The organism is Aquibaculum sediminis (genome assembly GCF_040712085.1).
Taxonomy (GTDB): Bacteria; Pseudomonadota; Alphaproteobacteria; order Kiloniellales; family DSM-21159; genus Aquibaculum; species Aquibaculum sediminis.
On record NZ_JBFCVK010000005.1, the window covers coordinates 328,731 to 351,392 of the forward strand.

The following is a 22,662-nucleotide window of genomic DNA, read 5'->3' on the forward strand; positions in this document are numbered from 1 at the left end:
GAGTGAGGCTTTCATGCCCGCGCCCAGGTCAGGCGCGCATCTCGGCCACGGTCTGCGCCGCACCGGCGGCGATGAAGCGGGCGTCGGAGCCGATGGTCACCAGACGGAAGCCCTTCTCGATCATCTGTCGGGCATAGGCCGTGCTGCCGTTGTGGATGCCGGCGACCAGACCGTGCTCCCGGGCCTTGGCCAGAACGAGATCGATCGCCTCCACCAGCTCCGGCTCCTGCCGGTCGAAGCCCGGCGCGTAGCCCAGTGCCGAGGCCAGATCGGAGGGCCCGACGTAGACGCCATCCAGACCCTCGACCGACATGATGGCATCCAGATTGTCCAGCGCGCGGCGGGTTTCCACCATGGCAAAGACCGCCACGGTCTCGTTGGCATGGGCCGGATAGTCCGCACCGCCATAGAGGCTGGCGCGGATCGGCCCGAAGCTGCGCCCGCCCAGCGGCGGATAGCGGCAGGCGGAGACCAGGCGCGCGGCTTCCTCGCCATCGTTGATCATGGGGCAGATCACGCCATAGGCACCGGCGTCGAGCATCTTCATCAGGATGCCCGGCTCCAGCCAGGGCACCCGGACCATGGGCACGGTGTCGGTGGTCGAGATGGCCTGCAACAGGGTCACGGCGGTCTGGTAGTCGACCACCCCGTGCTGCAAGTCGATGGTCAGGGAATCCCATCCCTGATGGGCCATCACCTCGGCCGCAAAGGAGGAGGGAACGGCGCACCAGCCGTTCACCGCCGCCTTATCCGCCGCCCAGAGTCGCCTCAGAAGATTCTCGCGCATTGTCGTTTCCGTCTCCAATGATCACCAGCAAGAGCGCGGGCGCGAGTATGACGGCTTCAACCGACGGGGAAAACGACGATCACCCGAAAAGTCCCTATTGCGCCGCCGTTTCCCGCGGTGCCGAGAAGACTTCGGCGAGAAAGCGCCCGAGATCGACGTTGGAACGCGCGCGCACCGCCTCGTCCCGGCCCATGAGATAGCCTTCGGAGCCGGCGCAAAGGCCCAGGATCAGCCGCCGGGTCAGGGGATCAGCCATGGGAATGAAGGTCCGCCCGCCGCGCACCCGGCCCGAAGCGGTGACGGTCAGTTCGCAGGGCGCGAGGTTGCGACCGGTTCGCCGCGGGCCCGGGCGTGCCCCGTCCCACTGGTGATAGGCACCCTCGTAGACGATCACCTCCACCTCGGCGCCGCCGTCGCGCAGTTCCTCGGCTACCGCTGCACAGCGCGCGGGGTCGGTGATCTCGTCCTCGCTGCCGATCAGCATCAGCAGCGGGGCACCGGTGGCGCGATTGTCGCGAAAACGAGCAATGCAGGGGCCATAGAATGTGGCGTGGCCGGCAAAGCGCCGGCCCTCGGGACTGTAGATCTCCGCCACCTGTTCGTAAGCGGCAAACATGGTGGCCATGGCACCGTAGGAAAAGCCGATCAGGGCGACCCGCTCGACATCCACCTCCGGCCGGTCATCGAGGTAGGCGAGCCCGGCAAAGGCATCCGCCAGAAGCATCGCCTCGGTGATCTCCAACAGCCTCTGAATGAAACCCCTCGCCATCTCCCGGCGATTACCGAAGGCGTCGAGCACCAGGGCTGCCACGCCCATGTCGGCGAACTGCCGGGCATAGGTCAGTTCCCGGGCGCCCATCACGCCGCCGGCCCCATGCAACAGGACGACGGCCGGCACGGGCTCTTCGGTGTTCTCGGGAAGAAAGAGGCGGGCCGAGACCTCGCGCTTGGGCGCCGTGCCCACATGGCGCAGGGTGAAGGGATCCTCCGACTCGAAGCTCACCTGCTCTTCCCCTTGCGGGCCTGCACTGCCGCTGGGCCAGCTTTCCTGCAACAGGGCGGCTGCGGCATCGCGTGCCTGCGCCGGGCCGGAGGCGAATGCCAGCAGCAGTGCCAGCGCCAGAAGCGGGAAGATCAGAGCCGCTGAGCCGACCCTCCTGCCCCGCCAGCCCGTCCACGCAGCAGCCCCCTGCCCCCGCGAGTGAGGGGTCTGTGCAACGGGGCGGGGAACAATCAGCCGGATTGCAGTCATTCTTTTGCCTAAAAGGGGACGTTATTGCTATAGCTGCAGGATAGGTGGCGAAGGGGTCGAAAGTGGACAAGTCCTGTCGGGACGAAAGCGCACGCTCATCGCAACTCTCGCCCGCCGGCCGGTTGCGGGTTACCGGGATTGTGGGAGGAACATTCGGGCTTGCCGCCCTGTTCCTGCTTACGGCACCCCCCGATCTCTCGGCGGCAGCACCCGGCGTGCCTGGCTCACTGGAGGCGGTGACCGCCGGCATCGAGCCGCATCGCGCCGCCTACGACCTTTCCCTCGATCGGGCGCTGAGCAGCCCGGAGATCGCCTCGGCAGTGGGACGACTGGAGTTCGAGTGGGCCGACGTCTGTTCCGGCTGGACCGTGCAGCAGCGCTCGCGCGTGCTGCTCGATCGCGCCGAGGGCCCGCGGGTCGACTTCGGCTGGACCCTGAACGCCTGGGAGGCCAAGAGCGGACAGCGCTACCGCTTCATCATCCGCCGTTTCTTCGACGGTCTCGAGACGGAGGAAACCCGCGGAGAGGCGGAACTGGGCGATGGGGACAGCCCCGGGCGTGCCCGCTTCGAGGATCCCGACGGCTTCGAGGTTGCCCTGCCCACCGGTACGGTTTTCCCGACCGCGCACAGCATCGAGATCTTGGCCCACGCCGCTGAGGAAAGTCTGCCGTTCTGGCGGCTGGTCTTCGACGGTTCAGGCGACGATGGCGGCCTTTCCGGCGTGTCCGTGCTTCCGGTGGCTGCCTACGCGCCGGGCGAACGCAGCCTGCCCCTGCCCGAAGACAGCAACGGGGCGGCTCTGCTGCGTGACCAAGCCGGCTGGCGGGTGCAACTGGCCTTCTTCGCACCGAGTGAAGTGGATGCCCTGCCCCTGCACGAGCAGACCTTGACCCTCTACGGCAACGGTGTCGCCGACAACCTGCTGTTCGACTATGGGGACTTCTCGCTGCGCGCGCGCCTGGTGGAGCTGGAAGCGCTGCCCGACCCGGGCTGCTGATCCCCAGCGGGCGCTATCACGTTGAAGCCGGACTACCCGGTGGCCGCACTGCCGGCCAGATCCATAAGGCAGTCCTGCGGCGCAAGGGGATTGGCGCGCCCATCGCGCGCCTCCAGGTGCACCACCTGGGAACCGCTGTCGCCTTCATAGAGAAAGACGTCGAGCACGCAGTCCCCGCCACGGTACTGCCAGATCTCAGCCGGCCGGTCGCGGCGCAGCACCGGTGGCTGCCCCAGGGTTTCCGCCAGCGCCGAGGGCGGCAGTCCGATCAGCTCTTCCGATCGGACGTCCGGGTTGACCTGCGAGGGAACGGCAGCTTCCGATTGCCCCTCGGAGCCGGCGTGCGGCATGCCGTTGGTCACACAGCCCGCCAGCAGCAAGGTGGAGAGCAGGACCGCGCTCTGCGCGATCCTGCCTCCGTGCAATCGGTTGTTTGCTTTCCTGGTCACCGCCGCGGCGCTGCTGCTGATTGATCAGGAAATCGCCGCCTCTTCTTCCTTGGCCGCCGGAGCGGTACGGCCATTGCCACCGCCGTTCGATGCCTTTTCCGTCTTGTTGGCTTCGGCACCGCGCGGCTTGGCCTTGCCGGCGCTGTCGTCCTGCTCGCCGATGGTGCCGCGGATGCGTCCACCGCGTTCCACCTCGATCTCCGCATAACGCAGATCGCCGTCGATCTGGCCCGTTCCGCGCAGCAGCAGTCGGTCGCGCACGGTCAGTTCACCGTCGAAGCTGCCGGAGATCTCGGCATAGTCCACGGTGGCCCGGCCCTTGAAGAGGCCGCTTTCCGCAATCTCCAGCACCAGCGCGCCGGTGAGGTCGGCATGGACTTCGCCCTCGACCACCAGCTTCTCGCAGGCCTGGATCTCGCCGGAGAGGCGGATGCCCTTGCCTACGATGAGCTTCTTGCCCTCTCCTTCGGTCTTTTCCATCGGCTTCTCCTGGCTGGCTGCGGCGGTCGGGGACTGGTCGGGGGCGCGGCGCGCCTGAGCGGGAGCGGCACTTGACGGCTCCACGGGACGCCGCACCGGGGGCACGGGCTGACGGTCAAGCACCGCCGAGGCGTCGGGGCGGCTGGATCGGGGGGTGGGCGCCATACGAGGCTCCTCCGGATTGTGGGATTCTTCGTCGTGACTGCTCTTCTTGCGTCCAAACATGCGTTGCTTCCTCGTCTGGTCGTCGGTTGAACCAGCAGCCTACAGACCGACTCCCCCGTCCCCGAACCGCTCCCGAACCCGAAGGGTGTGGAAGCGGTGCACCATGAAGGCCGTGGCCACGATCGGCATGACGAGATTCACCACCGGCACGGTGAAAAGCAGTGCTATGATGATCCCCGCCGTGAAGACATTTCCCCTGTTGCGTCGCCGCAAGGCCCGGACCTCCCCCGAGTCCAAGCGCCTCGCACCGGCGACCTCGAAATACTCCCGCCCGAGAAGATAGCCGTTCACTCCGTAGAAGACAAAGAGATTGAAGGGCGGAAAAAAGAGCAAAATCAGGTACAGCGGCAAAGCAACCAGGTTCACCGCCACGGTCACCCCCGTAAGGCGGGCAGCGTCCCAGAGCATTTCCCGCCAGGGCTGGCTGCGCCCGTCCGGCAGCTGCGGATACCAGCGTCGCTCGACCGCCTCACAGATGGGATCGAGCAGCAGCGTCATCATCAGGATCGCCACGGCCGGAAACAGCAGGAAGGTGGTGACAAGCACGCCACTGAACGCCGCAGCCGCGTAGACCCATTCGATGGTCTCGAGCCAAAAGCCTTCCCACCCACGGGCCTGGGCCCAGCCCACCAGGGCCTCGCCCAGCCAGGACAGGCCCAAGGTCGCACCGGCCCAGAGCAGGCCGAAGGTAAGAAGGGAAAGCCCCAGAGCCTGCCACAGCACGCGCCGCGCAGCGGGATCGGAAAGCTGGCCGAAGGCCCTCATCAAGTCGGAAAGCATGGCGCCCGCAGCCTTAATGCCGCCGCCCTCGCCTTGCAAGTCGTCGTAAGGCGGATCGGCGTTTCCCGGCAGCGCACCCCAACTCGCGAGCGCGCGCCTTCGCCTTTGGTGCGCTGATGGTTACACGAACAGCGGGTCCGGAACGGTCTTCGGCATCGGCGCGTTTGGCGGCAGAATACCTTCCCGACGGCTCCAGCCGGAGGCCTCATCGAACTCGATCAGGTCGGGGTCCAGCTTGCGGAAGCCCGGCACCTTGAGCCAAAGGCGCAGCATGTGGCGGCGCCGGGCCGGTTCGTCGAAATCGACGTAATCAGTGCGGGAATGCAGCACCGTGTAATTGTTGACGAATTGGATATCACCCTGTGCCAGGGTGTAGCGAAGCTGCAGTTCGCGGCGCATGGTTACAGAATCGATGTAGTCGAGAACTTCCAGTTCCTCATCGCTGAAGGGCTGCCCCAGCTTCTCCCGTGCGGTCTCCATGGATTTGCGCACGTAGCGGATGCTCAGTTCGCCATCCACATGGGCAAATACGGGAACGGGATCACTGATCGGTTTCTGGAAATAGGTTTCTTCTCCCCGCCGGTCATAGACGAAGCCCTTGTAGAGCATCGGCAGAAACTGTGGGCGCTCGGCCAGCACGGCGTTGTAGATCGACAGGCCGCTGATGATGGAGGATTCCCCGCCTTCCTTGGCGGTCTGCACGCAGAGCAGACCCACGACATCCGAAGGATCGCAGTGGTAGGGCAACTCCGCATTGGTCTGGTAGCCGCGCACGTTGAGCGCGTTGTAGTCCTTGCCCTGGCTGCGAACATGACCGACCCGATGTCCCTCGGCGTTCTGGGAGACGCCGACACCCATGTGCAGCCCAATGCCCCAGTAGAGCATTTCCAGCTCTTCCACGCTGTAGTCCTCGACCGGCAACCCGCGGATCACGCAGAAACCACGCCCCGCCACATCGTTCCAAAGAAGCCGCTTGAGGAAGACGGAAAAAGTCGGAAAGGAGAAGTCGGAGCGGGTGACCGTGTTCAGCGTCCGCCCACTGCGCCGCAGCCCGCGCACCGCCGCGTCGATCTCCTCAAGATAGCGCGGCGTGAGATGGTACTGCCAGAGCGCGCTGTCCCGCTCCATATCCACACCGCGCCAGGCCCCGTCACCGCTGACGGGTGAATGCAGGATGCTGTCCTCACTACTCATGGCTTACTTCTCCGACACAACTGGCATTGGGTGCGGCCAAAGGGCTTGTGAAGCCCCATTGCGCCACGATGGATCGACCGCTCAGAGATTGACGCGCTTCATCTGCCCGGGCGGGAAGCGCTCCCCCGCCACGGCATCCGGGCGGAAGACCTGGTCGAGGGCGGTCAACTCCGCCGCGGACAGGGTGACGTCCAAGGACTCGAGGTTTTCTTCCAGGTACCTGCGTCGCTTGGTGCCAGGGATGGGAACAACATGTTCCCCCCTGCTCAGCACCCAGGCGATCGCCAGTTGCGCCGCGCTGCAGCCCTTGGCCTGTGCCATCTCTGCCAGTCGGTCAGCCAGGCCGAGATTCGCCTTGAGGTTCTCGCCCTGGAAGCGTGGAAAGTCCGGTCTGCGATCGGCGTCTCCGAACTGCGAGGAATCACGCAACTGCCCGGAAAGGAAGCCCCTGCCGATGGGGCTGTAGGCGACGAAACCGAGGCCGAGTTCCTGGCAGGTCTGCAACACGTCCTGTTCCGGATCGCGCGTCCAAAGCGAGTATTCGCTTTGGACAGCGGTCAAGGGATGCACGGCTTGCGCTCGCCGGATGGTCGCCGAGGCCGCTTCAGACAGCCCAATCCAGCGCACCTTTCCCGCCTCGACGAGGCGGCCCATGGCGCCCACGGTCTCCTCGATGGGAGTTTCGGGGTCGACCCGGTGCAGGTAGTAGAGGTCAATGAAATCCCGACCCAGGCGCTGAAGACTGGCGTTGCAAGCCTCCTCGACATACTCGGGGCGGCCATTCACGCCGCGGCTGCCATCGGGCAGCGTGACATTGCCGAACTTGGTGGCGATCAGGACCTTGTGACGATCACCGCCCAGGCCCCTGGCCAGGAGCGTTTCATTGTGGCCGTCGCCATAGATGTCGGCCGTATCGAAAAAGGTGACCCCGCGATCCAAGGCGAGGCGAAGTGTGGCCTCGGACTCCGCGTCGTTGCGCGGACCATAGGAAAATGACATTCCCATGGTTCCCAGGCCCAGCGCAGAAACCTGAGGCCCCTCGGGACCAAGGCGGCGCGTCTGCATGGCGTTCTCCCGTTGGAAGCGAAGCTGTTCTCGGTGCGAGAAAAACGACCAGAAGCCGCTTGCTTCACCTATATTCCTATTGATAGGTTTTTAGGATGTTGATGATTGAGCTGTCAAGGCAGCCAGCATGATCGGTTCCACTCCGCACGAGAGAAGAGGCGGAGACGAAAAAGATAAAAGACGACTTAATCCAACCAGCGGAGGAAGCGGTGACAGTGAAGAAACAGAACCTGATGATGGGAGGCCTCGCAGCGGCGGTCGCCTTTGGACTTATGGGCGCTGCGGCGGATCAGGTCCGGGCGGAGTATCCCGAAAAGCGCATTGAGATGTTGATCGGCTTCGCGGCCGGCGGCGGAACCGACCTTGTCTCCCGGCGGATCGCCGAAGGCATGGAAAGAGAGCTGGGCCAGACCGTGACCCCGATCAACAAGCCCGGCGCCGGAGGCCTCATCGCCCTGCAGGAAGCAGCGGCTGCGGCGCCCGATGGCTATACGCTCTCCTCTTTCGTGGCCAACAATTCCCTGATCCAGAAGCACTTCGAGGAGATCGTCAACTTTGTCGATCCTTTGGACGAGCTGACGATCCTGGGCATGGTCAATGCCGATTACTGGGCCATTGCCGTGCCTTCGGATGCACCCTACGACACCATTCCGGAATTCATCGAATACCTGGAAGAGAATCCGGGAGCGAAAGTCAGCGATGGCGGCCCCGGTTCCGCCTACCACTGGGGCTGGCGCACCTTCGAGGACACCACCGGCGTTTCGGTCGAGACCGTGACATATGGCGGCACCGCCGCGGCGCTCAGCGCCCTGGCCGGCCGGGAGCTGACAGCCTCTTCCACCGCGGTGCCCGAGGCCGCCTCCCTGGTCGATGCCGGTTTGATCAAGGTTCTGGGTGTCGCAGCGCCCGAACGCTATGAGAACTTCCCCGACGTGGCCACCTTCTCCGAACAGGGCATTGAGATGGTCTACGGTCCCACCCGCGGCATTGCCGGACCGGCAGGCCTGTCGGATGAGGTTGTGCAGACACTCTCCGACGCCATCCGCGTGGCCTTCGAATCCGACGAATACCAGAAGTTCCTCAGCGACAGTGGCTACAGCGGCTTCTACCTCGATCACGAGGACGCAACCGCGTTCGTGGCAAGCGAGGAAGAGCGCCTCATGGGCTTGATGGAGCGCGCCGGGGTCCTGCGCCAGCCGTAACGGACCCAGCCGCTACGCACGGGGGCTTCGCATCCAAGCGACGGGCTTCCGGCATGGACCGGATCGCGCCTAATCTGAACCTGAGGGTCAGATTAGGCGCGCAAAATCCGGTTCATGTCAAAACGATAGAGCAGGTACAAAGCAGACGCACATGCAAGACCGCGCAAGCTTTCGGGTAACCGGTCTACTGGGCCTCATGGTCTGCGGCGGCGCCTGGCTGGAAGCCCGTCACATGCCCTCGCAACCTCTGAGCGCCGGTCTCGGGCCAGCCTTCTTTCCTACCCTGCTATTGGGACTGCTGGCGACCTTGAGCGTTGGCCTGCTGCTCTACAGCGCTCTCGGTCGCTTTGCCTCTGCCACGGAAGCAGGCGGTTCCGAGGCTGAAACGGGAGCAAGCGGGAACTGGGCGGCCTGCGGCCTACTTTTCTTGCTCCTGCTTCTGTTCGGCATTTCCCTGGAAAGAGTGAATGCCCTAATCACCAGCTTCGCCTTCCTCGGCGCCAGTATGATGCTTCTGGGCGAACGCTGGTGGAAGGCACTGGTTTACGCCGCAATCGTCACAGCGCCGGTGTACATCCTGTTCGGCCTCGTCTTCGGCCTGTCGATCTTCAGATAACTGCCCTGCGGGAGAGTTCCTCGTGTTCGATATGTGGAGCGCCCTGACCGCAGGGCTGCCGCTGATCCTGACGCCGACGGTGCTGCTGCTAGCGGTAGCCGGCGCCTTGCTGGGTGTGGTGATCGGTGCCCTGCCCGGCCTGTCAGGGACCATGGCCCTGGCCATTATGGTCACCCTGACCTATCCGCTGAGCCCGGCCGAAGCCTTTGCGTTGCTGCTGCCCACCTATGCGGCTGCCACCTTCGGTGGCTCGATTGGCGCCATCCTGCTGAACATTCCCGGCACCGGCGCCGCGGTGATGACCACCTTCGACGGCACGCCCCTGCGCGAGCAGGGAAAAGCGGGATTCGCCATCGGCGTCGCCTGCGTCACCTCCTTCTTCGGCGGTATCGTCAGCGCGCTCTTCCTGGCAGCTCTGGCGCCGGTGGTGGCGCTCTGGGCTTTGCGCTTCGGCGCGCACGAGTACTTCGCCGTCGCGATATTTGGCCTGGGGGTTATTGCCTACATCAGCCCTTCGATCGGCAAGGGCCTGATGGCCGCTATTCTGGGTCTGTTGCTTGGAACCATCGGTGCCGATCCCCAGACCGCCTATCCCCGCTTCACCTACGGTGAGACGGCGCTCACCAGCGGCCTGCAGTTCGTCCCGGTCATGATCGGGCTCTTCGGCGTGAGCGAAATCTTCCTCTCTCTGAAGCAGGGCATCATTCAGCGCGAGGTGATTCGCCAGAAGCTCACCAGCGTGTTGCCCTCCGTCAGGCAGTTGATCAGGCTCCTGCCGACCACTCTGCGCTCGACGCTGGTGGGATTGTCCATCGGCGTGCTGCCCGCCGCCGGGCCGACCATCGCCACCGTGGTCTCCTACGGGCTGGAAAAGCGCTTCGGCAAGAACCGTGCGCAGATGGGACGCGGCGCACCGGAAGGCATCGCCGCTGCAGAAAGCGCCAACAACGCCGCAACCGGCGCCTCCATGGTCCCCATGGTGGCTCTCGGGATCCCCGGCGACGCCGTCACCGCAATCCTGATCGGAGCGCTGATGATCCACGGCATCCGGCCGGGGCCGGCCATGTTCCTGTCGAACGGCGACGTGGTCTCCAGCCTGTTTCTGCTGTTTATCATCGGCAACATTCTCTTCCTCATCGTCGGACTCTTCGCTGTGCGCTATCTGGTGCGCGCTCTAGACGTGCCGCCGCGGGTGCTGCTACCGACGATGCTGTTGCTCTGCGTGCTTGGAAGCTACGCGGTCCAGAACAATCCCTTCGATGTGCTGGTCCTCTTCGCCTTCGGCCTGATTGGCTTCGTGATGCGACTTCTGACCATGCCGATCGCCCCGATGCTGCTCGGATTCATCCTCGGCCCACTGGTCGAGGACAACCTCCGCCGGGCCCTGATGCTCTCCGATGGGCGCGTCGAGGACTTCTTTACCCGCCCGCTCAGCGGCACGCTCCTGGCAATCACGCTCTTCGTCGTCGCCAGCCCCTTCGTCACGCGCCTGCTCTTCCGTGGCACAAGCCGGGTGCAGAAGTGATCGAGATCGGCTAGAGATAACCTACCGGAGATTGTGAGACAGGTAGGCATGCCGCAGAAGCCCAGTTCGACAGCGGTCCGGGTCAGCGCCGAAGACCTGCGGCGCAACCGGGTGCCGCTCTATGTGCAGTTGGCTGACATCATGCGCCGGCGGATCAGCGACGGGACCTGGCCGCTGGGCGAGCGCATTCCGACGCTCAATCTGCTGGTGGCCGAGTTCGGCGTGGCCCGGATCACCGTTCGCCAGGCGCTGACCATTCTCGAGCAGGAAGGCCTGGTCGCGCGTTATCGAGCCAAAGGCAGTTTTGCCGTCAAACGGCCGCCCAGCGAGCGCTGGCTGCGCCTGCGCACCGACGTCCACTCTCTGGAGAGTGTCGTCCTGACCTCCGACACCCGCTTTCTCGCCTGCCATCCCGCCGCGGATCCGCCGGAACTGGACGAGGAGGACGGGCGGGCGGCCGAGGCCTACCAGTTTCTCCGCCGGGAGATCTCCCGCGACGGCATCCGCTACGCCCTGGTGGATGTGCACCTCGCCCGCCACCTCTTCGATTCCTACGATCTCGCGGACCTGGAGAGGCGGACCATCACTACAATGTTGCAGGAAGATCCCACTGTAGGCCCGATGGACGGCCACCAGACGCTGACCATCGCATCAGCGGACGCCGAGACCTCGAAATTGATGGACATGCCGCTCAACGCCCCCATCGCGCTTGTACGCAGGGTCTTGCGCTCGGCGGACGGCACCGCCATCTACGTTGCACACGCGACTTATCGCGGGGAGTTCGTGCGGCTCGACATCGCGCTGTCCTGACAGCGGACTGCGGCTTTCGGTGCACCGCCCGGCTTCTCGTGCGGGGCGGTCTTGCGTTCTTCGCAGGTGCAGCACACTGGACGCGAGCGGTCTGAAGCTGTATTCCTGCGCCCCGCGAAAATCCTGACAGCACAGCATTCAAGGGAGGCGCGCATGCGGAATGAGCCGCTCGACGTCGTAGGTATCGGTAATGCCATTGTCGACGTTCTGGCCCAGGCAAGCGACAGCTTCGTCACCGAACAAGATCTGCCGAAAGGCTCCATGACCCTGATCGACATGAGCAGGGCGGAGCACCTCTACGGCGTCATGGGACCGGCCACCGAAGTGTCCGGCGGGTCCTGCGCCAACACCATGGCCGGCCTGGCCTCGCTCGGAGGTTCCGGCGGTTTCATCGGCAAGATTCGCAATGATCAGCTTGGCGGCATCTTCCGCCACGACATTCGCGCCACAGGGATCGAGTTCACCAGCGACGCGGCGACCGACGGCGCGCCGACGGCGCGCTGCCTGATCTTCGTGACACCGGACGCCCAGCGCACCATGGCCACCTATCTCGGCATTTCGGTGCAGCTCGGGCCCCAGGACGTGGATCACGATCTGATCAAGCGGGCCAAGGTGCTCTATCTCGAAGGCTATCTCTGGGACAGCCCCGACGCCAAGCAGGCCTTCCTGGAGGCGGCCGAGACCGCTCGCGCCAGTGGCGCCAAGGTGGCGCTTACCCTCTCCGACCCCTTCTGCGTCGACCGCCACCGCGAGTCTTTCCGCGAGCTGGTGGACGGGCACGTGGACCTGCTCTTCGCCAATGAGTCCGAGATCGTCTCGCTTTACGAGAGCGCCGATTTCGACGAGGCGCTGCAGCATGTGCGCGGCCACTGCGAAGTGGCGGCTCTCACCCGCAGCGAGAAGGGCTCGGTGGTGCTCAAGGGCGACGAGGTGCATGTGGTGGACGCCATCAAGGTTGGCGATCTGCTCGACAGCACCGGCGCCGGCGACCTCTACGCTGCCGGCTTCCTCTATGGCTACACCCAGGGCCGCGATCTGCACGAGTGCGGTCGCCTGGCCTCCCTCGCGGCCGGTGAGGCCGTGAGCCACCTGGGACCGCGCCCGGCGCGATCCCTTTCCGATCTCGCTGCCAAGTACGGTCTCTGAGGACCGGGCACGAGAAAGCACTCTGCTGGAGTAATCGGCGCGTGACCAACGCCCTGCGTAACATCGCTATCATCGCCCACGTCGACCACGGAAAGACCACCATGGTCGACCAGTTGCTGCGCCAGTCGGGCGCGGTCCGCGCCCATCAGCAGGTGGCCGAGCGTGCCATGGACTCCGGCGATCTGGAGCGCGAGCGGGGCATCACCATCCTCGCCAAGTGCACTTCGATCGAGTGGGAGGGCACGCGCATCAATATTGTCGACACCCCAGGCCACGCCGACTTCGGCGGTGAGGTGGAGCGCATCCTCTCCATGGTCGACGGCGTGTTGCTGCTGGTCGACGCCTCGGAAGGGCCGATGCCCCAGACCAAGTTCGTCACCATGAAGGCGCTCGCCCGTGGCCTGCGCCCGATCGTGGTGGTGAACAAGGCCGACAAGCCGGACGGGCGCCCCTTCGAGGTGCAGGACGAGGTCTTCGACCTCTTCGCCGCGCTCGACGCCAACGAAGAGCAGCTCGACTTCCCCACCCTCTTTGCCTCCGCCAAGGAAGGCTGGGCGGTGACCGATCCCGCCGCGCCGCGCGACGCGGGCATGACGCCGCTGTTCCAGGCCATTGTCGACCGGGTGCCGGCACCGACCGAGAAGAGCGACGGACCCTTCCGCATGCTGGCCACCACCCTGGAGATGGACCCCTATCTCGGCCGGGTGCTGACCGGGCGCATCCATTCGGGCGTCGCCAAGCACAACATGACGGTGCGTGCCCTGTCGCGCGACGGCAAGTTGCTTCAGGAGGGCCGCCTGACCAAGCTGCTGGCCTTCCGCGGCCTGCAGCGCGTGCCGGTGGAGCGTGCCGAAGCCGGCGACCTCATCGCCGTGGCCGGTCTCGACGGCGCGACCGTGGCCGACACCCTCTGCGCGCCCGAGGTGAGCGAGCCGCTCCCTTCCCAGCCGATCGATCCGCCCACCCTGGCCATGACCTTCTCGGTCAACGATGCGCCGCTGGCCGGCCGCGAGGGCGACAAGGTCACCAGCCGCATGATCCGCGACCGACTGATACGCGAGGCCGAGGGCAATGTCGCCATCGAGATCAAGGAAACCGAGGAAAAGGACGCCTTCCAGGTGGCCGGCCGCGGCGAACTGCAGCTCGGCGTGCTGATCGAAACCATGCGCCGCGAAGGCTACGAACTCTCCATCAGCCGCCCGCGCGTGCTCTTCAAGAACGAGAACGGCCAGCGCCTGGAGCCGGTGGAAGAGGTGCAGGTCGACGTTGACGAGGAGTTCGCCGGCGTCGTCGTGGAGAAGCTGAGCCAGCGCCGCGCCGAAGTGCAGGAAATGCGCCCCTCCGGCGGCGGCAAGCAGCGCCTCGTCTTCCACGCGCCCTCGCGCGGCCTGATCGGCTACCACGGCGAGTTCCTCACGGACACCCGTGGCACCGGCATCATGCACCGCCTGTTCCACGGTTATGCGCCTTACAAGGGGCCACTGCAGGGCCGGCGTAACGGCGTGCTGATCTCCAACGCCGGCGGCGCCGCCACGGCCTACGCCCTCTGGAACCTGGAGGAGCGCGGGGTGATCTTCATCTCCCCGGGCGACCAGGTCTATGAAGGCATGGTGATCGGCGAGAACGCCCGCGGCAACGACCTCGAGGTCAATCCGCTGAAAGCCAAGCAGCTCAGCAACGTCCGCGCCTCGGGCAAGGACGAGAGCATCCGCCTGACCCCGCCGCGGGTCTTCGCCCTGGAGCAGGCGCTGAGCTACATCGAGGACGACGAACTGGTGGAGGTCACGCCCCAGTCCATCCGCCTGCGCAAGCGCCTGCTCGACCCGCACGAGCGCAAAAAGGACCAGCGCCGCCGCGAAGCCGAGGCAGGCTGAGGCACGCAAGAATGGGTGCCGCGTAGCCCTGCGCGGCACCGCTTCGGAGCCCTTGCGCCGCACCAAGGCTCGGTGTAGTCAAAAGGCACGCGGCGGGTGTAGCTCAATGGTAGAGCAGCAGCTTCCCAAGCTGACGACGAGGGTTCGATTCCCTTCACCCGCTCCAACGCTCACGTCGCACATGTCGCGTTCCGAGCGTCACTTTCCGACCCGCACAAGCAGCGCCACTTCCTTCGCCCCGTCCTCGTTCTCCTGCCGCCCCACCTCGGTGAAACCCAGGCTGGCGTGGAAGCGCAGGGAGGGGGTGTTGAGGGGCGCAGGTTGACTTCGCAGCAGAGCGGCCGCTCCGCCGCCCGCTCCATCGCGGCCTGGTAGAGGGCGCGGCCGGCGCCCCTGCCGCGGGCGGCCTCGGCAACGACAATGCGATCCACATAAAGGAAATCGTCGTAGCGCGCCGCGAACCAGCGGTAGTTGAGGCTATCGTAGGCAAGCCCGGGCCCCATGGCCAGCATGAAGCCCAGGGGCGCACCGACCGGACCCAGGGCCAGCGCCGCTTCGCTCTGCGCCACCAGATCTTCCAAGCGCGCGGCATCGAGCCTGTTCACTGTCGGCACGGCGGCGTTGTTGAGCTGCAAGACCCTCTCGAGATCATCCGAGTCCAAAGGCCGCACCGGCCAGGATTGACGCATCGCTGTTCATTCCTTCTGAGTTGATCAGCAGCGCCATAGAAGGCCTCATCGAAGATGGCAAGCCGCTTGGCCATCCGCGAATTGAAGGTGCGAGACTCCCGCATTTGTGCTTACCTTTCTCCATGGGGAGAAGGGAGCGGCCTGGGAACTTGAAACCATCGAAAAAGGGCGCGATCAACCAACGCTTCGCCAAGCCGGCGACGCTGATGGAAGAGCGTTTCCGGGATTTTCTGGAAACCAGCGCCGACTGGTTGTGGGAAACCGACCTGGAGCAGCGCTACACCTTCTACTCCGGTGGCGGCCCGACTGAGCTGGGCCGGCGGCCTGAAGGGCGCTTGCGGCATGAACTGCTGCAGGAGATCGGCGTCGAGCCCAAGGATCTGCCCGAGACCATTGCCGGCTATATGGCTGAAGAACAGCTCTTCCGCGATCTCGAGTACCACTTCGACCGACCGGACGGCTCGCGCGTCTGGGTGCGCCTGTCCGGCAAGCCCGTCTACGACGACGGGCAGCTTGTGGGCTATCGCGGCAGCGCACGCAACGTCACCGAGGCCAAGCTCGCCGAGCACGAATTGGCCGAGCGCCATTTGCGCTATCAGTCCATTTTCGCCAACGCGGTGGAGGGCATCTACCGCACCGCGCTGGACGGGCGCTATCTCGAGGTCAATCCGGCGCTGGCACGCATGCACGGCTTCGAGAGCGTCGAGGCGTTCCTGCAGACCTTTCCCTACAGCATCGACATGTACGCCGACCCCCGGGATCGAGGGCGTGTTGTGCGCCTGGCCACAAAAAGGGGCGCCCTGCGCGGCTTCGAAGCCTATGCACTGCGTCGCGACGGCAGCCGATTCCTCATGTCGGAGACCTGCTGGCCGGTCTATGGGCCCAACGGCCGCATCCTCGGCTTCGAGGGCCTGGTGGAGGACATCACCGAGCGCAAGCGTGCGGAGCAGGCCCTGGAACAGGCGCGCAACGATGCCCTGGAGGCCAGCCGTGCCAAGTCAGACTTCCTGGCCCACATCAGCCACGAACTGCGCACGCCGCTCAATGCGGTGATCGGCTATTCTGATGCCATGATGACCCAGCTATTCGGACCGCTGGGATCCGCCCGCTACGAGGAGTACTGCCGGCACATCCGCGACAGCGGCCTGCATCTGCTCTCGATCATCACCAACATCCTCGATCTCTCCAAGGTCGAGGCGGGGCAGCTGGTCCTGCGTCCGGAAGACTGCGACCTGGTCGAATCGGCCCAGTCAGCGCTGCGCCTGGTGGAGCACCTGGCCCACGAGCAGGGTGTGCGCGCTACCTTGCGCGATATGCCCGAGACCCTGCCCTTTGTTGGCGACCCTCTTGCCGTGCGCCAGATCCTGGTCAACCTGCTGGCCAACGCCATCAGGTTCACACCGCCACCGGGACGAGTCTGGCTGTCGGGCGGTCGCACGGGCCAGCAGTGCTATCTCGCGGTCATCGATGAGGGCATCGGCATGACCAAAGAGGAGATCGCCCAGGCCCTGCTGCCCTTCCGCCAGGTCGACAACCCCATGACCCGCAGCACGGCCGGGACAGGGCTGGGGCTCTCACTGGTCAAGGGGCTGGCCGAGGCGCATGGCGGCGGGCTGAAGATCCACAGCGAACCCGGCCACGGCACCCGCATCACTGTGACTCTGGGCGAGCTGGAAAGCGTGAAGTCCATCGTCACCAGCCCCTCTCCGCCCACGACATCCAGCGACAACTCTCAGGAGCATGACGATGAGCAATCCAGAAAGTGATCCGGAGCATGTCCTCGCCTTCTGGTTTGCGCCAGGACGCGAAGCACAGTGGTTCGTGCGCTCCGACGATTTCGACGCCCAGGTGGCCGAGGCGCTGAGCCCCGCCTACCGCCGGGCCCGCGAGGGCGAACTCAGCGATTGGGCCCGCGAGGCGCGCGGCGCGCTTGCCCTGATCCTGCTGCTCGACCAGGTGCCACGCCAGCTACACCGAGGCACGCCGGAGGCCTTTGTCTGTGACGCGCGGGCTCGCGCGATCACCGAAGCGGCCATTGCTGCAGGCCAGGACCAGGAGCTGAGGCCGGCCGAACGGCTGTTTCTCTATCTACCGCTGGAGCACAGCGAGGATCTGGCCGATCAGGAGCGGGCGGTTGACCTGATTTCGGCCCTGGGCGATGACCAGTGGACGCGCTACGCCGTGATCCACCGCGACATCATCGCGCGCTTCGGCCGCTTCCCCCACCGCAACGCCGCCCTCGGCCGGCAGACGACTGCCGAGGAAGCGGACTTCCTGCAGGAGCCGGATTCCAGCTTCTGAGACGATAACACATCGCCCTCCCCCGTCATCGCGAGCCGCCGAAGGCGGCGTGGCGATCCAGGGCCAAAAGCTAACTCCCCTGGATTGCTTCGTCGGCTTCGCCTTCTCGCAATGACGGTGAGGAGTCGTTGACCTCCTCGCAGTGACGGCGTGGTGGGCGCTTCACGCAACAGAGGAAAATGCGCCGCCTTAGCCGCGCAGCCGCTGCACCAGAGCCGCAGCGCAGGCGTCGAGGATGGCGTCGCGGTCCAGGCCGTACTCACGGTAGAGGTCGATGAGGTCGCCGGACTGACCGAAGTGCTCCACGCCCAGGGACTGCACCCGGTGGCCACGCACCGAACCCAGCCAGCCCAGCGTCGCCGGGTGGCCGTCCAGGACCGTCACCAGTCCCGCATCCGGCGCCAGGGGCGCCAGCAGCCGGTCGGCATGGCAGGCGGCGTCGGGCCGGCCGGCCTGGCGGGCGCGGGCCGCGGCGGTCCACTCGGCGTTCAGGCGGTCGGCCGAGGTCACCGCCAGCAGGCCGGCACCCGGCACCTCTTCGGCAATGGCTTCCCAGGCCGCAAGGGCCTCCGGCGCCACCGCGCCGCTATAGACGATGGCGAGTTCCGCGCCCTCTGCCGGGGGCTTCAGCCAGTAGCCTCCGGTGATAATCTGTTCGCGCAGCGTGGCGTCGATCTCGCGCTCCGGCTGCTCCAACGGGCGGGTTGAAAGGCGCAGATAGACCGAACCACCCTTCTCGTCGCGCAGCCATTGCGTCCCCGGCAGCGCATCATGCCCCGGATGGTCCGGCCCGCGCTGCAGATAGTCGAAGGACCAGCCGAGGATGGCGGCCAGTTCGTCGGCAAAGGCCGGCTCGAAGGCGGCAAGGCCGTCCTGCGACATGCCGATCAGGGGCGTGCCCACGGACTGGTGCGCGCCGCCCTCCGGCGCCAGGCTGATGCCCGAGGGCGTGCCCACCACGATGAAGCGGGCCTCCTGGTAGCAGGCGTAGTTCAGGGCATCGAGGCCGCGCTGGATGAAGGGGTCGTAAAGCGTGCCTATGGGCAGGAGGCGCGTGCCGAAGAGGGAATGCGACAGGCCCAGCGCCGCCAGCGCCAGGAAGAGGTTGTTCTCGGCGATGCCCAGCTCGACGTGCTGCCCCTGGGGCGACATGGCCCAGCGCTGGGCCGAGATAACCTTTTCCTCCTTGAAGACATCCTCGCGCGGATGGCGGTCGAAGATGCCGCGGCGATTCACCCAGGCGCCGAGATTGGTGGAGACCGTCACGTCCGGCGAGGTGGTGACGATCCGCTCCGCCAGCGGGCTGTCCTCACGCGCGATCTCGCCCAGGATCCGGCCGAAAGCCTCCTGGGTGCTCATGCGATGGCCCTCGGGCTTGGGCAGGCTTTCGGGCACCGGCACATAGTCGCCGGGATAGCGGCGCTCCCCGCGAGCGTTGAAAGGCACCTGATCGAGGAAACCGCGCAGCTTCTCCTCGGGGAGGGAGAGGCCGGAGAAGGGCTCCCACTCCCGCCCCTCCGGGACACCCTGGCGCCGCTGGAACTCGGCCATCTGCTCCGGGTTCATCAGTCCGGCGTGGTTATCCTTGTGGCCGGCAAAGGGCAGGCGGAAGCCCTTGACCGTGTAGCAAATGAAGCAGGTGGGCTTGTCGTCTTCGATGCTGTGGAAGGCCTCCAGCACGGCCTCGAGATCATGGCCGGCAAGATTGGTCATCAGCGCTTCCAGCGCCGCATCATCCAACTCGTCGAGCAGGGCCCGAATGCCGGCCAGATCGCCCAGGTCGGCCAGCAGGTGTTTGCGCCAGCCCGCGGCGCCGGTGAAAACCAGGGCCGAATAGAGGCTGTTGGGGCAGTCATCGATCCATTGACGCAGCGCGTCACCGTCCGGGCGCTTGAAGGCCTCCTGCAGCAGCTTGCCGTACTTCAGCGTGATCACCCGCCAGCCCATGGTGTCGAAGAGCTTGTCGATTTGGCCGAAGAGGCGGTCGGTGACCACGGAATCCAGGCTCTGGCGGTTGTAGTCGATCACCCACCAGACATTGCGCACGTCGTGCTTCCAGCCCTCAAGCAGCGCCTCATAGACGTTGCCTTCGTCGAGCTCGGCATCGCCCACCAGTGCCACCATGCGCCCCGGTTCCTGCCCCTTGGGCAGCAGGCCCTTCATGTCGAGGTAGTCCTGGGTGAGCGAGGCGAAGCTGGTCATGGCCACGCCCAGGCCCACGGAGCCGGTCGAGAAGTCGACGTCGTCCTTGTCCTTGGTGCGCGAGGGATAGGACTGCGCGCCGCCGAAGGCGCGGAAGTCGCGCAGCGCCTCGACGTCCTGATTGCCCAGCAGGTACTGGATGGCGTGGAACACGGGGCTGGCGTGCGGCTTGACCGCGACCCGATCTTCCGGGCGCAGGACGTTGAAGTAGAGCGCCGTCATCATCGCCGACATGGAGGCGGACGACGCCTGATGCCCGCCAACCTTCAGGCCGTCGCGGCTGTTGCGCAGGTGATTGGCCTGATGGATCGTCCAGGTCGACAGCCAGAGCACCTTGCGCTCCAACTCGCCGAGCACTTCCAGCTCTTCCTTGCGCGCGGGTTGATCGGCGGCGGACAGGGCCGTGGACATGGCAGAGGACTCCAGGGGCATTGGCAGATGGCAGCGATCATAGTGAAAGCCAAGGCCGGCGGCAAACCCACCCCACGCACTTTTCCTGCACCACAAGCAGCCCGCACGCAATCTTTGCAAAGGCACCCATAGGCCTGCCTTTCTGGACCGCGCCTGTCGTGGCACGCTGAAGGCGGAATCGAAACACGAGGGAGTCGTCATGAACCAGCTCACGGGTGCCGAGGCCACGGTACGACTGCTGCAGCATCACGGGGTCGAGGTGATCTTCGGTCTCTGCGGAGACACCTCCCTGCCCTGGTACGACGCCCTCTATCGCCTCGACCACGGCATGCGCCACGTCCTGACCCGCGATGAGCGTTCCGCCGGCTACATGGCCGACGTCTACGCCCGGGTCAGCGGCAAGATCGGTGTCTGCGAAGGACCGAGCGGCGGCGGGGCCACCTACATCCTGCCGGCCGTGGCCGAGGCCAATGAATCCTCCGTGCCGCTGCTTGCCATCACCAGCGATATCGGCGTGGGCGCGCGCGGACGCTACGCCCTGACCGAGCTGGACCAGGAGGCTCTCTTCCGCCCGGTCACCAAGTGGAACGCTGTGATCGACAGCGCCGGGCGCCTGCCGTCGCTCATCCGCCGTGCCTTCAAGGAAGCGACCGGCGGGCGCGGCGGTGCCGTCCATCTCGGCCTGCCCTTCGATGTGCAGAAGGCGCCGGTAGACGCTGACGCGGTCTGGGCCGACAGCCGTTTCGGCCAGTTTCCTGCCGAGCGCAGCGGCGCGGATGAGCAGGCGGTGGAAGCGGCCGCCAAGGCTATACTGGCCGCGTCGCGTCCGATCATCCTCTGCGGCGGTGGCCCGGTCCTCTCGGGCGCAGAAGCGGAGGTGCAGGCGCTCGCCGAACTGCTGGCCGCGCCCGTGGTCACTTCGGTCAGCGGCAAAGGCAGCCTGGCGGAGACCCATCCCCTGGCCGCCGGCGTCGTGGGCAGCAACGGCGGCTGCGTCGAAACCCGCGAGCTGCTGGACAGCGCCGACCTGGTCATCATGATCGGCTGCCGGGCCGGCTCGGTCACCACCGAGCGCTGGCGTCATCCGGCTCCCGACACCAAGATCGTCCACATCGATGCCGACCCCGCGGTGCCCGGCGCCAACTACCGCCCCGAAGCGGCGGCCATCGGCGATGCCCGCCGTGTCCTGCAAGCACTGCTTCCGCTGCTGCGCGAAGCCTTACCGGCGCCCCGGGACGCCACGCAGGTGCAGGCGCAGGTGGCACAGGTCAGGGCCACCAAGTTCGCGCGCTTCCTGGAACTCGCAAATTCCAGCCAGCGTCCGATCCGGCCGGAAGCCGTGGTGCATCACCTGCGCGAGCTGCTGCCAAAGGACTCCGTGGTCGTTGCCGACCCCGGCACGCCCTGTCCCTACTTCTCCGCCTACCTTGAGCAGGAGGAGTCCGGTCGCCGCTTTATCAGCAATCGGGCCCACGGGGCACTCGGCTACTCGCTGTCCGGCGTGGTGGGTGCCTGGTTCGCCCGGCCGCAGGCCAAGTGCGTCGCCGTCATGGGCGACGGCAGTTTCGGCTTTACCGCTGGCGAGATGGAAACCCTGGTGCGCCTCGGAGCGCCGGTGACCCTGATCGTCTTCTCCAACGCCAGCTTCGGCTGGATCAAGGCGGGCCAGCATGCCGGTTTCGGGGAGCGCTACTACTCCGTCGATTTCGACCGCACCGACCACGCCCGTGTTGCCGAAGCCTTCGGTCTCAAGGCCTGGCGGGTGGAAGACCCAGCCGAACTGCGCGGTGCTCTGGCCGCAGCATTGGAACAGGGCGGGCCGACGCTGGTTGATGTGATCTCCCAGCCGCTGCATGAGGCCGCCGCACCGGTCACGGAGTGGATTGCCTGAGCCGGTAGCGAGGCAGATGCACAGCATTGCGGCAGGTCAATGCCCGGCAGGCGGCGGGAGCGGAAGATTGATGCGCTTCTTGCACGACTTTGCAATCGGGAACCGCGGACATGCTCACCATCCCCCTGGAAAAGGTCTGCTACATCATCGTCAAGGCACGGGAGTTCGATGAGAAGGAACCCGTCGTCGACCCGGACGAGGGCTCAAACCCCAGCGACGACCGCGCCATCGACATCCTGGAGGACCTGCCCGACGACCCGACGTTCGAGGAACTGAGCGGCGCGATCAGCGGCCTGAACGAGGACGAACAGATCGATCTCGTTGCCCTGGCCTGGATCGGACGAGAGGACTTCACCGCCCAGGAGTGGGAGGAGGCGCGCCGGGAAGCGGCGGACGTTCGCGACAAGCACGTCCCCGACTACCTTCTGGGCATACCGCAGTTGGGCGATTTTCTGGAAGAGGGCCTGGCGGCGCTGGGCTTTTCCTGCACGGACTACGAGATGGGCAGGCTGTAGACGCGGATCGCGTCCAATCTTAGACCGGATCGCATTTAATCTGAACCACCCCGGGTTCGGATTAAATGCGTGAATCCGGTCTAAATTAAAGTGTTAGAGCCGATTCACGTCTCTGTTCGGATCGCTCCGCGAATCCGATCAGAGACGACCGGCTTGTCTTATGAAGATGGCGGTTCATCGGTAGAAGATGAACCATCGCCGGTGCCTGACCCGCACCGGCGATGGCGGGGGACGGATCGTCGATCGGCAG

General features: G+C 65.7%; 20 protein-coding genes and 1 tRNA gene. 12 read left to right on the forward strand and 9 right to left on the reverse strand.

The features are described 5' to 3' along the window. Positions 1–28: 28 nt before the first annotated feature. Together ABZ720_RS10405 and ABZ720_RS10410 are read right to left on the reverse strand one after the other, a co-directional pair. Positions 29–787, reverse strand: coding sequence for an HpcH/HpaI aldolase family protein (locus tag ABZ720_RS10405; RefSeq protein ID WP_366555452.1), 759 nt, complete (start codon positions 785–787; stop codon positions 29–31). 94 nt (positions 788–881) lie between these two features. Continuing rightward, complete coding sequence (locus ABZ720_RS10410; protein ID WP_366555453.1) at positions 882–2,039, reverse strand: dienelactone hydrolase family protein; 1,158 nt, start codon at positions 2,037–2,039, stop codon at positions 882–884. 62 nt (positions 2,040–2,101) lie between these two features. Here ABZ720_RS10410 and ABZ720_RS10415 point away from each other — a divergent pair, with 62 nt between their 5' ends. Then, the gene (locus ABZ720_RS10415; protein WP_366555454.1) at positions 2,102–3,037 is read left to right on the forward strand and encodes an EipB family protein; all 936 of its coding nucleotides are present in this window, start codon (positions 2,102–2,104) and stop codon (positions 3,035–3,037) included. Between the two features lie 32 nt (positions 3,038–3,069). On the opposite strand, the gene ABZ720_RS10420 is transcribed toward ABZ720_RS10415, so the two are convergent. From ABZ720_RS10420 to ABZ720_RS10440, 5 genes are all read right to left on the reverse strand, one after another. Continuing rightward, entirely contained in the window at positions 3,070–3,486 is a 417-nt protein-coding gene (locus tag ABZ720_RS10420) for a hypothetical protein (protein WP_366555455.1), read from the reverse strand. A 24-nt stretch (positions 3,487–3,510) separates the two neighbouring features. Then, positions 3,511–4,191: a bactofilin family protein gene (locus tag ABZ720_RS10425; RefSeq protein ID WP_366555456.1), complete on the reverse strand. Its 681-nt coding sequence runs from the start codon at positions 4,189–4,191 to the stop codon at positions 3,511–3,513. A gap of 39 nt (positions 4,192–4,230) precedes the next feature. Continuing rightward, positions 4,231–4,971 carry an EI24 domain-containing protein gene (locus ABZ720_RS10430; RefSeq protein ID WP_366555457.1) on the reverse strand — a complete coding sequence of 247 codons (741 nt, stop codon included), beginning with the start codon at positions 4,969–4,971 and terminating at the stop codon, positions 4,231–4,233. Positions 4,972–5,091: 120 nt separating this feature from the next. Then, complete coding sequence (locus ABZ720_RS10435) at positions 5,092–6,165, reverse strand: TauD/TfdA family dioxygenase (RefSeq protein ID WP_366555458.1); 1,074 nt, start codon at positions 6,163–6,165, stop codon at positions 5,092–5,094. 81 nt (positions 6,166–6,246) lie between these two features. Then, a complete protein-coding gene (locus ABZ720_RS10440; protein ID WP_366555459.1) occupies positions 6,247–7,230 on the reverse strand; it encodes an aldo/keto reductase in 984 nt (327 codons plus the stop codon). A 215-nt stretch (positions 7,231–7,445) separates the two neighbouring features. Here ABZ720_RS10440 and ABZ720_RS10445 point away from each other — a divergent pair, with 215 nt between their 5' ends. From ABZ720_RS10445 to ABZ720_RS10475, 7 genes are all read left to right on the forward strand, one after another. Beyond that, positions 7,446–8,432: a Bug family tripartite tricarboxylate transporter substrate binding protein gene (locus ABZ720_RS10445; RefSeq protein WP_366555460.1), complete on the forward strand. Its 987-nt coding sequence runs from the start codon at positions 7,446–7,448 to the stop codon at positions 8,430–8,432. 151 nt (positions 8,433–8,583) lie between these two features. Next, positions 8,584–9,048 carry a tripartite tricarboxylate transporter TctB family protein gene (locus ABZ720_RS10450; RefSeq protein ID WP_366555461.1) on the forward strand — a complete coding sequence of 155 codons (465 nt, stop codon included), beginning with the start codon at positions 8,584–8,586 and terminating at the stop codon, positions 9,046–9,048. Between the two features lie 31 nt (positions 9,049–9,079). Further along, a complete protein-coding gene (locus tag ABZ720_RS10455; RefSeq protein ID WP_366555478.1) occupies positions 9,080–10,573 on the forward strand; it encodes a tripartite tricarboxylate transporter permease in 1,494 nt (497 codons plus the stop codon). Positions 10,574–10,621: 48 nt separating this feature from the next. After that, complete coding sequence (locus tag ABZ720_RS10460) at positions 10,622–11,383, forward strand: GntR family transcriptional regulator (RefSeq protein ID WP_366555462.1); 762 nt, start codon at positions 10,622–10,624, stop codon at positions 11,381–11,383. A gap of 153 nt (positions 11,384–11,536) precedes the next feature. Further along, on the forward strand, positions 11,537–12,529 hold the full coding sequence (locus ABZ720_RS10465) for an adenosine kinase (protein ID WP_366555463.1): 993 nt from the start codon (positions 11,537–11,539) through the stop codon (positions 12,527–12,529). A gap of 41 nt (positions 12,530–12,570) precedes the next feature. Continuing rightward, on the forward strand, positions 12,571–14,403 hold the full coding sequence (gene typA / locus ABZ720_RS10470) for a translational GTPase TypA (protein WP_366555464.1): 1,833 nt from the start codon (positions 12,571–12,573) through the stop codon (positions 14,401–14,403). Between the two features lie 92 nt (positions 14,404–14,495). Then, positions 14,496–14,569: transfer RNA gene (locus ABZ720_RS10475), tRNA-Gly, on the forward strand. A gap of 4 nt (positions 14,570–14,573) precedes the next feature. On the opposite strand, the gene ABZ720_RS10480 is transcribed toward ABZ720_RS10475, so the two are convergent. Next, a complete protein-coding gene (locus ABZ720_RS10480; protein ID WP_366555465.1) occupies positions 14,574–15,092 on the reverse strand; it encodes a GNAT family N-acetyltransferase in 519 nt (172 codons plus the stop codon). 149 nt (positions 15,093–15,241) lie between these two features. Here ABZ720_RS10480 and ABZ720_RS10485 point away from each other — a divergent pair, with 149 nt between their 5' ends. Further along, on the forward strand, positions 15,242–16,858 hold the full coding sequence (locus ABZ720_RS10485) for a sensor histidine kinase (protein ID WP_366555466.1): 1,617 nt from the start codon (positions 15,242–15,244) through the stop codon (positions 16,856–16,858). Continuing rightward, positions 16,839–17,393, forward strand: coding sequence for a DUF924 family protein (locus tag ABZ720_RS10490; RefSeq protein ID WP_366555467.1), 555 nt, complete (start codon positions 16,839–16,841; stop codon positions 17,391–17,393). Before ABZ720_RS10485 ends, ABZ720_RS10490 begins: the two co-directional genes overlap by 20 nt. Positions 17,394–17,582: 189 nt before the next feature. Here the strand turns inward: ABZ720_RS10490 and ABZ720_RS10495 are convergent, their stop codons facing one another. Continuing rightward, positions 17,583–20,006 (reverse strand): thiamine pyrophosphate-binding protein, encoded by a 2,424-nt coding sequence (locus ABZ720_RS10495; RefSeq protein WP_366555468.1) that lies wholly within the window; start codon positions 20,004–20,006, stop codon positions 17,583–17,585. 199 nt (positions 20,007–20,205) lie between these two features. Between ABZ720_RS10495 and ABZ720_RS10500 the strand changes: the two genes are divergently transcribed. Beyond that, complete coding sequence (locus ABZ720_RS10500) at positions 20,206–21,897, forward strand: thiamine pyrophosphate-binding protein (protein ID WP_366555469.1); 1,692 nt, start codon at positions 20,206–20,208, stop codon at positions 21,895–21,897. A gap of 110 nt (positions 21,898–22,007) precedes the next feature. After that, entirely contained in the window at positions 22,008–22,412 is a 405-nt protein-coding gene (locus tag ABZ720_RS10505) for a DUF3775 domain-containing protein (protein WP_366555470.1), read from the forward strand. Positions 22,413–22,662: the final 250 nt, after the last annotated feature.

What these genes read in the sequence shown, in the direction of transcription:
- ABZ720_RS10405 (WP_366555452.1), bottom strand. Translation starts at nt 787, where the DNA reads ATGCGCGAGAATCTTCTGAGGCGACTCTGGGCGGCGGATAAGGCGGCG.
- ABZ720_RS10410 (WP_366555453.1), bottom strand. Translation starts at nt 2,039, where the DNA reads ATGACTGCAATCCGGCTGATTGTTCCCCGCCCCGTTGCACAGACCCCT.
- ABZ720_RS10425 (WP_366555456.1), bottom strand. Translation starts at nt 4,191, where the DNA reads ATGTTTGGACGCAAGAAGAGCAGTCACGACGAAGAATCCCACAATCCG.
- ABZ720_RS10430 (WP_366555457.1), bottom strand. Translation starts at nt 4,971, where the DNA reads ATGCTTTCCGACTTGATGAGGGCCTTCGGCCAGCTTTCCGATCCCGCT.
- ABZ720_RS10435 (WP_366555458.1), bottom strand. Translation starts at nt 6,165, where the DNA reads ATGAGTAGTGAGGACAGCATCCTGCATTCACCCGTCAGCGGTGACGGG.
- ABZ720_RS10440 (WP_366555459.1), bottom strand. Translation starts at nt 7,230, where the DNA reads ATGCAGACGCGCCGCCTTGGTCCCGAGGGGCCTCAGGTTTCTGCGCTG.
- ABZ720_RS10450 (WP_366555461.1), top strand. Translation starts at nt 8,584, where the DNA reads ATGCAAGACCGCGCAAGCTTTCGGGTAACCGGTCTACTGGGCCTCATG.
- ABZ720_RS10455 (WP_366555478.1), top strand. Translation starts at nt 9,080, where the DNA reads ATGTGGAGCGCCCTGACCGCAGGGCTGCCGCTGATCCTGACGCCGACG.
- ABZ720_RS10460 (WP_366555462.1), top strand. Translation starts at nt 10,622, where the DNA reads ATGCCGCAGAAGCCCAGTTCGACAGCGGTCCGGGTCAGCGCCGAAGAC.
- ABZ720_RS10465 (WP_366555463.1), top strand. Translation starts at nt 11,537, where the DNA reads ATGCGGAATGAGCCGCTCGACGTCGTAGGTATCGGTAATGCCATTGTC.
- ABZ720_RS10480 (WP_366555465.1), bottom strand. Translation starts at nt 15,092, where the DNA reads ATGCGTCAATCCTGGCCGGTGCGGCCTTTGGACTCGGATGATCTCGAG.
- ABZ720_RS10490 (WP_366555467.1), top strand. Translation starts at nt 16,839, where the DNA reads ATGAGCAATCCAGAAAGTGATCCGGAGCATGTCCTCGCCTTCTGGTTT.
- ABZ720_RS10495 (WP_366555468.1), bottom strand. Translation starts at nt 20,006, where the DNA reads ATGTCCACGGCCCTGTCCGCCGCCGATCAACCCGCGCGCAAGGAAGAG.
- ABZ720_RS10500 (WP_366555469.1), top strand. Translation starts at nt 20,206, where the DNA reads ATGAACCAGCTCACGGGTGCCGAGGCCACGGTACGACTGCTGCAGCAT.
- ABZ720_RS10505 (WP_366555470.1), top strand. Translation starts at nt 22,008, where the DNA reads ATGCTCACCATCCCCCTGGAAAAGGTCTGCTACATCATCGTCAAGGCA.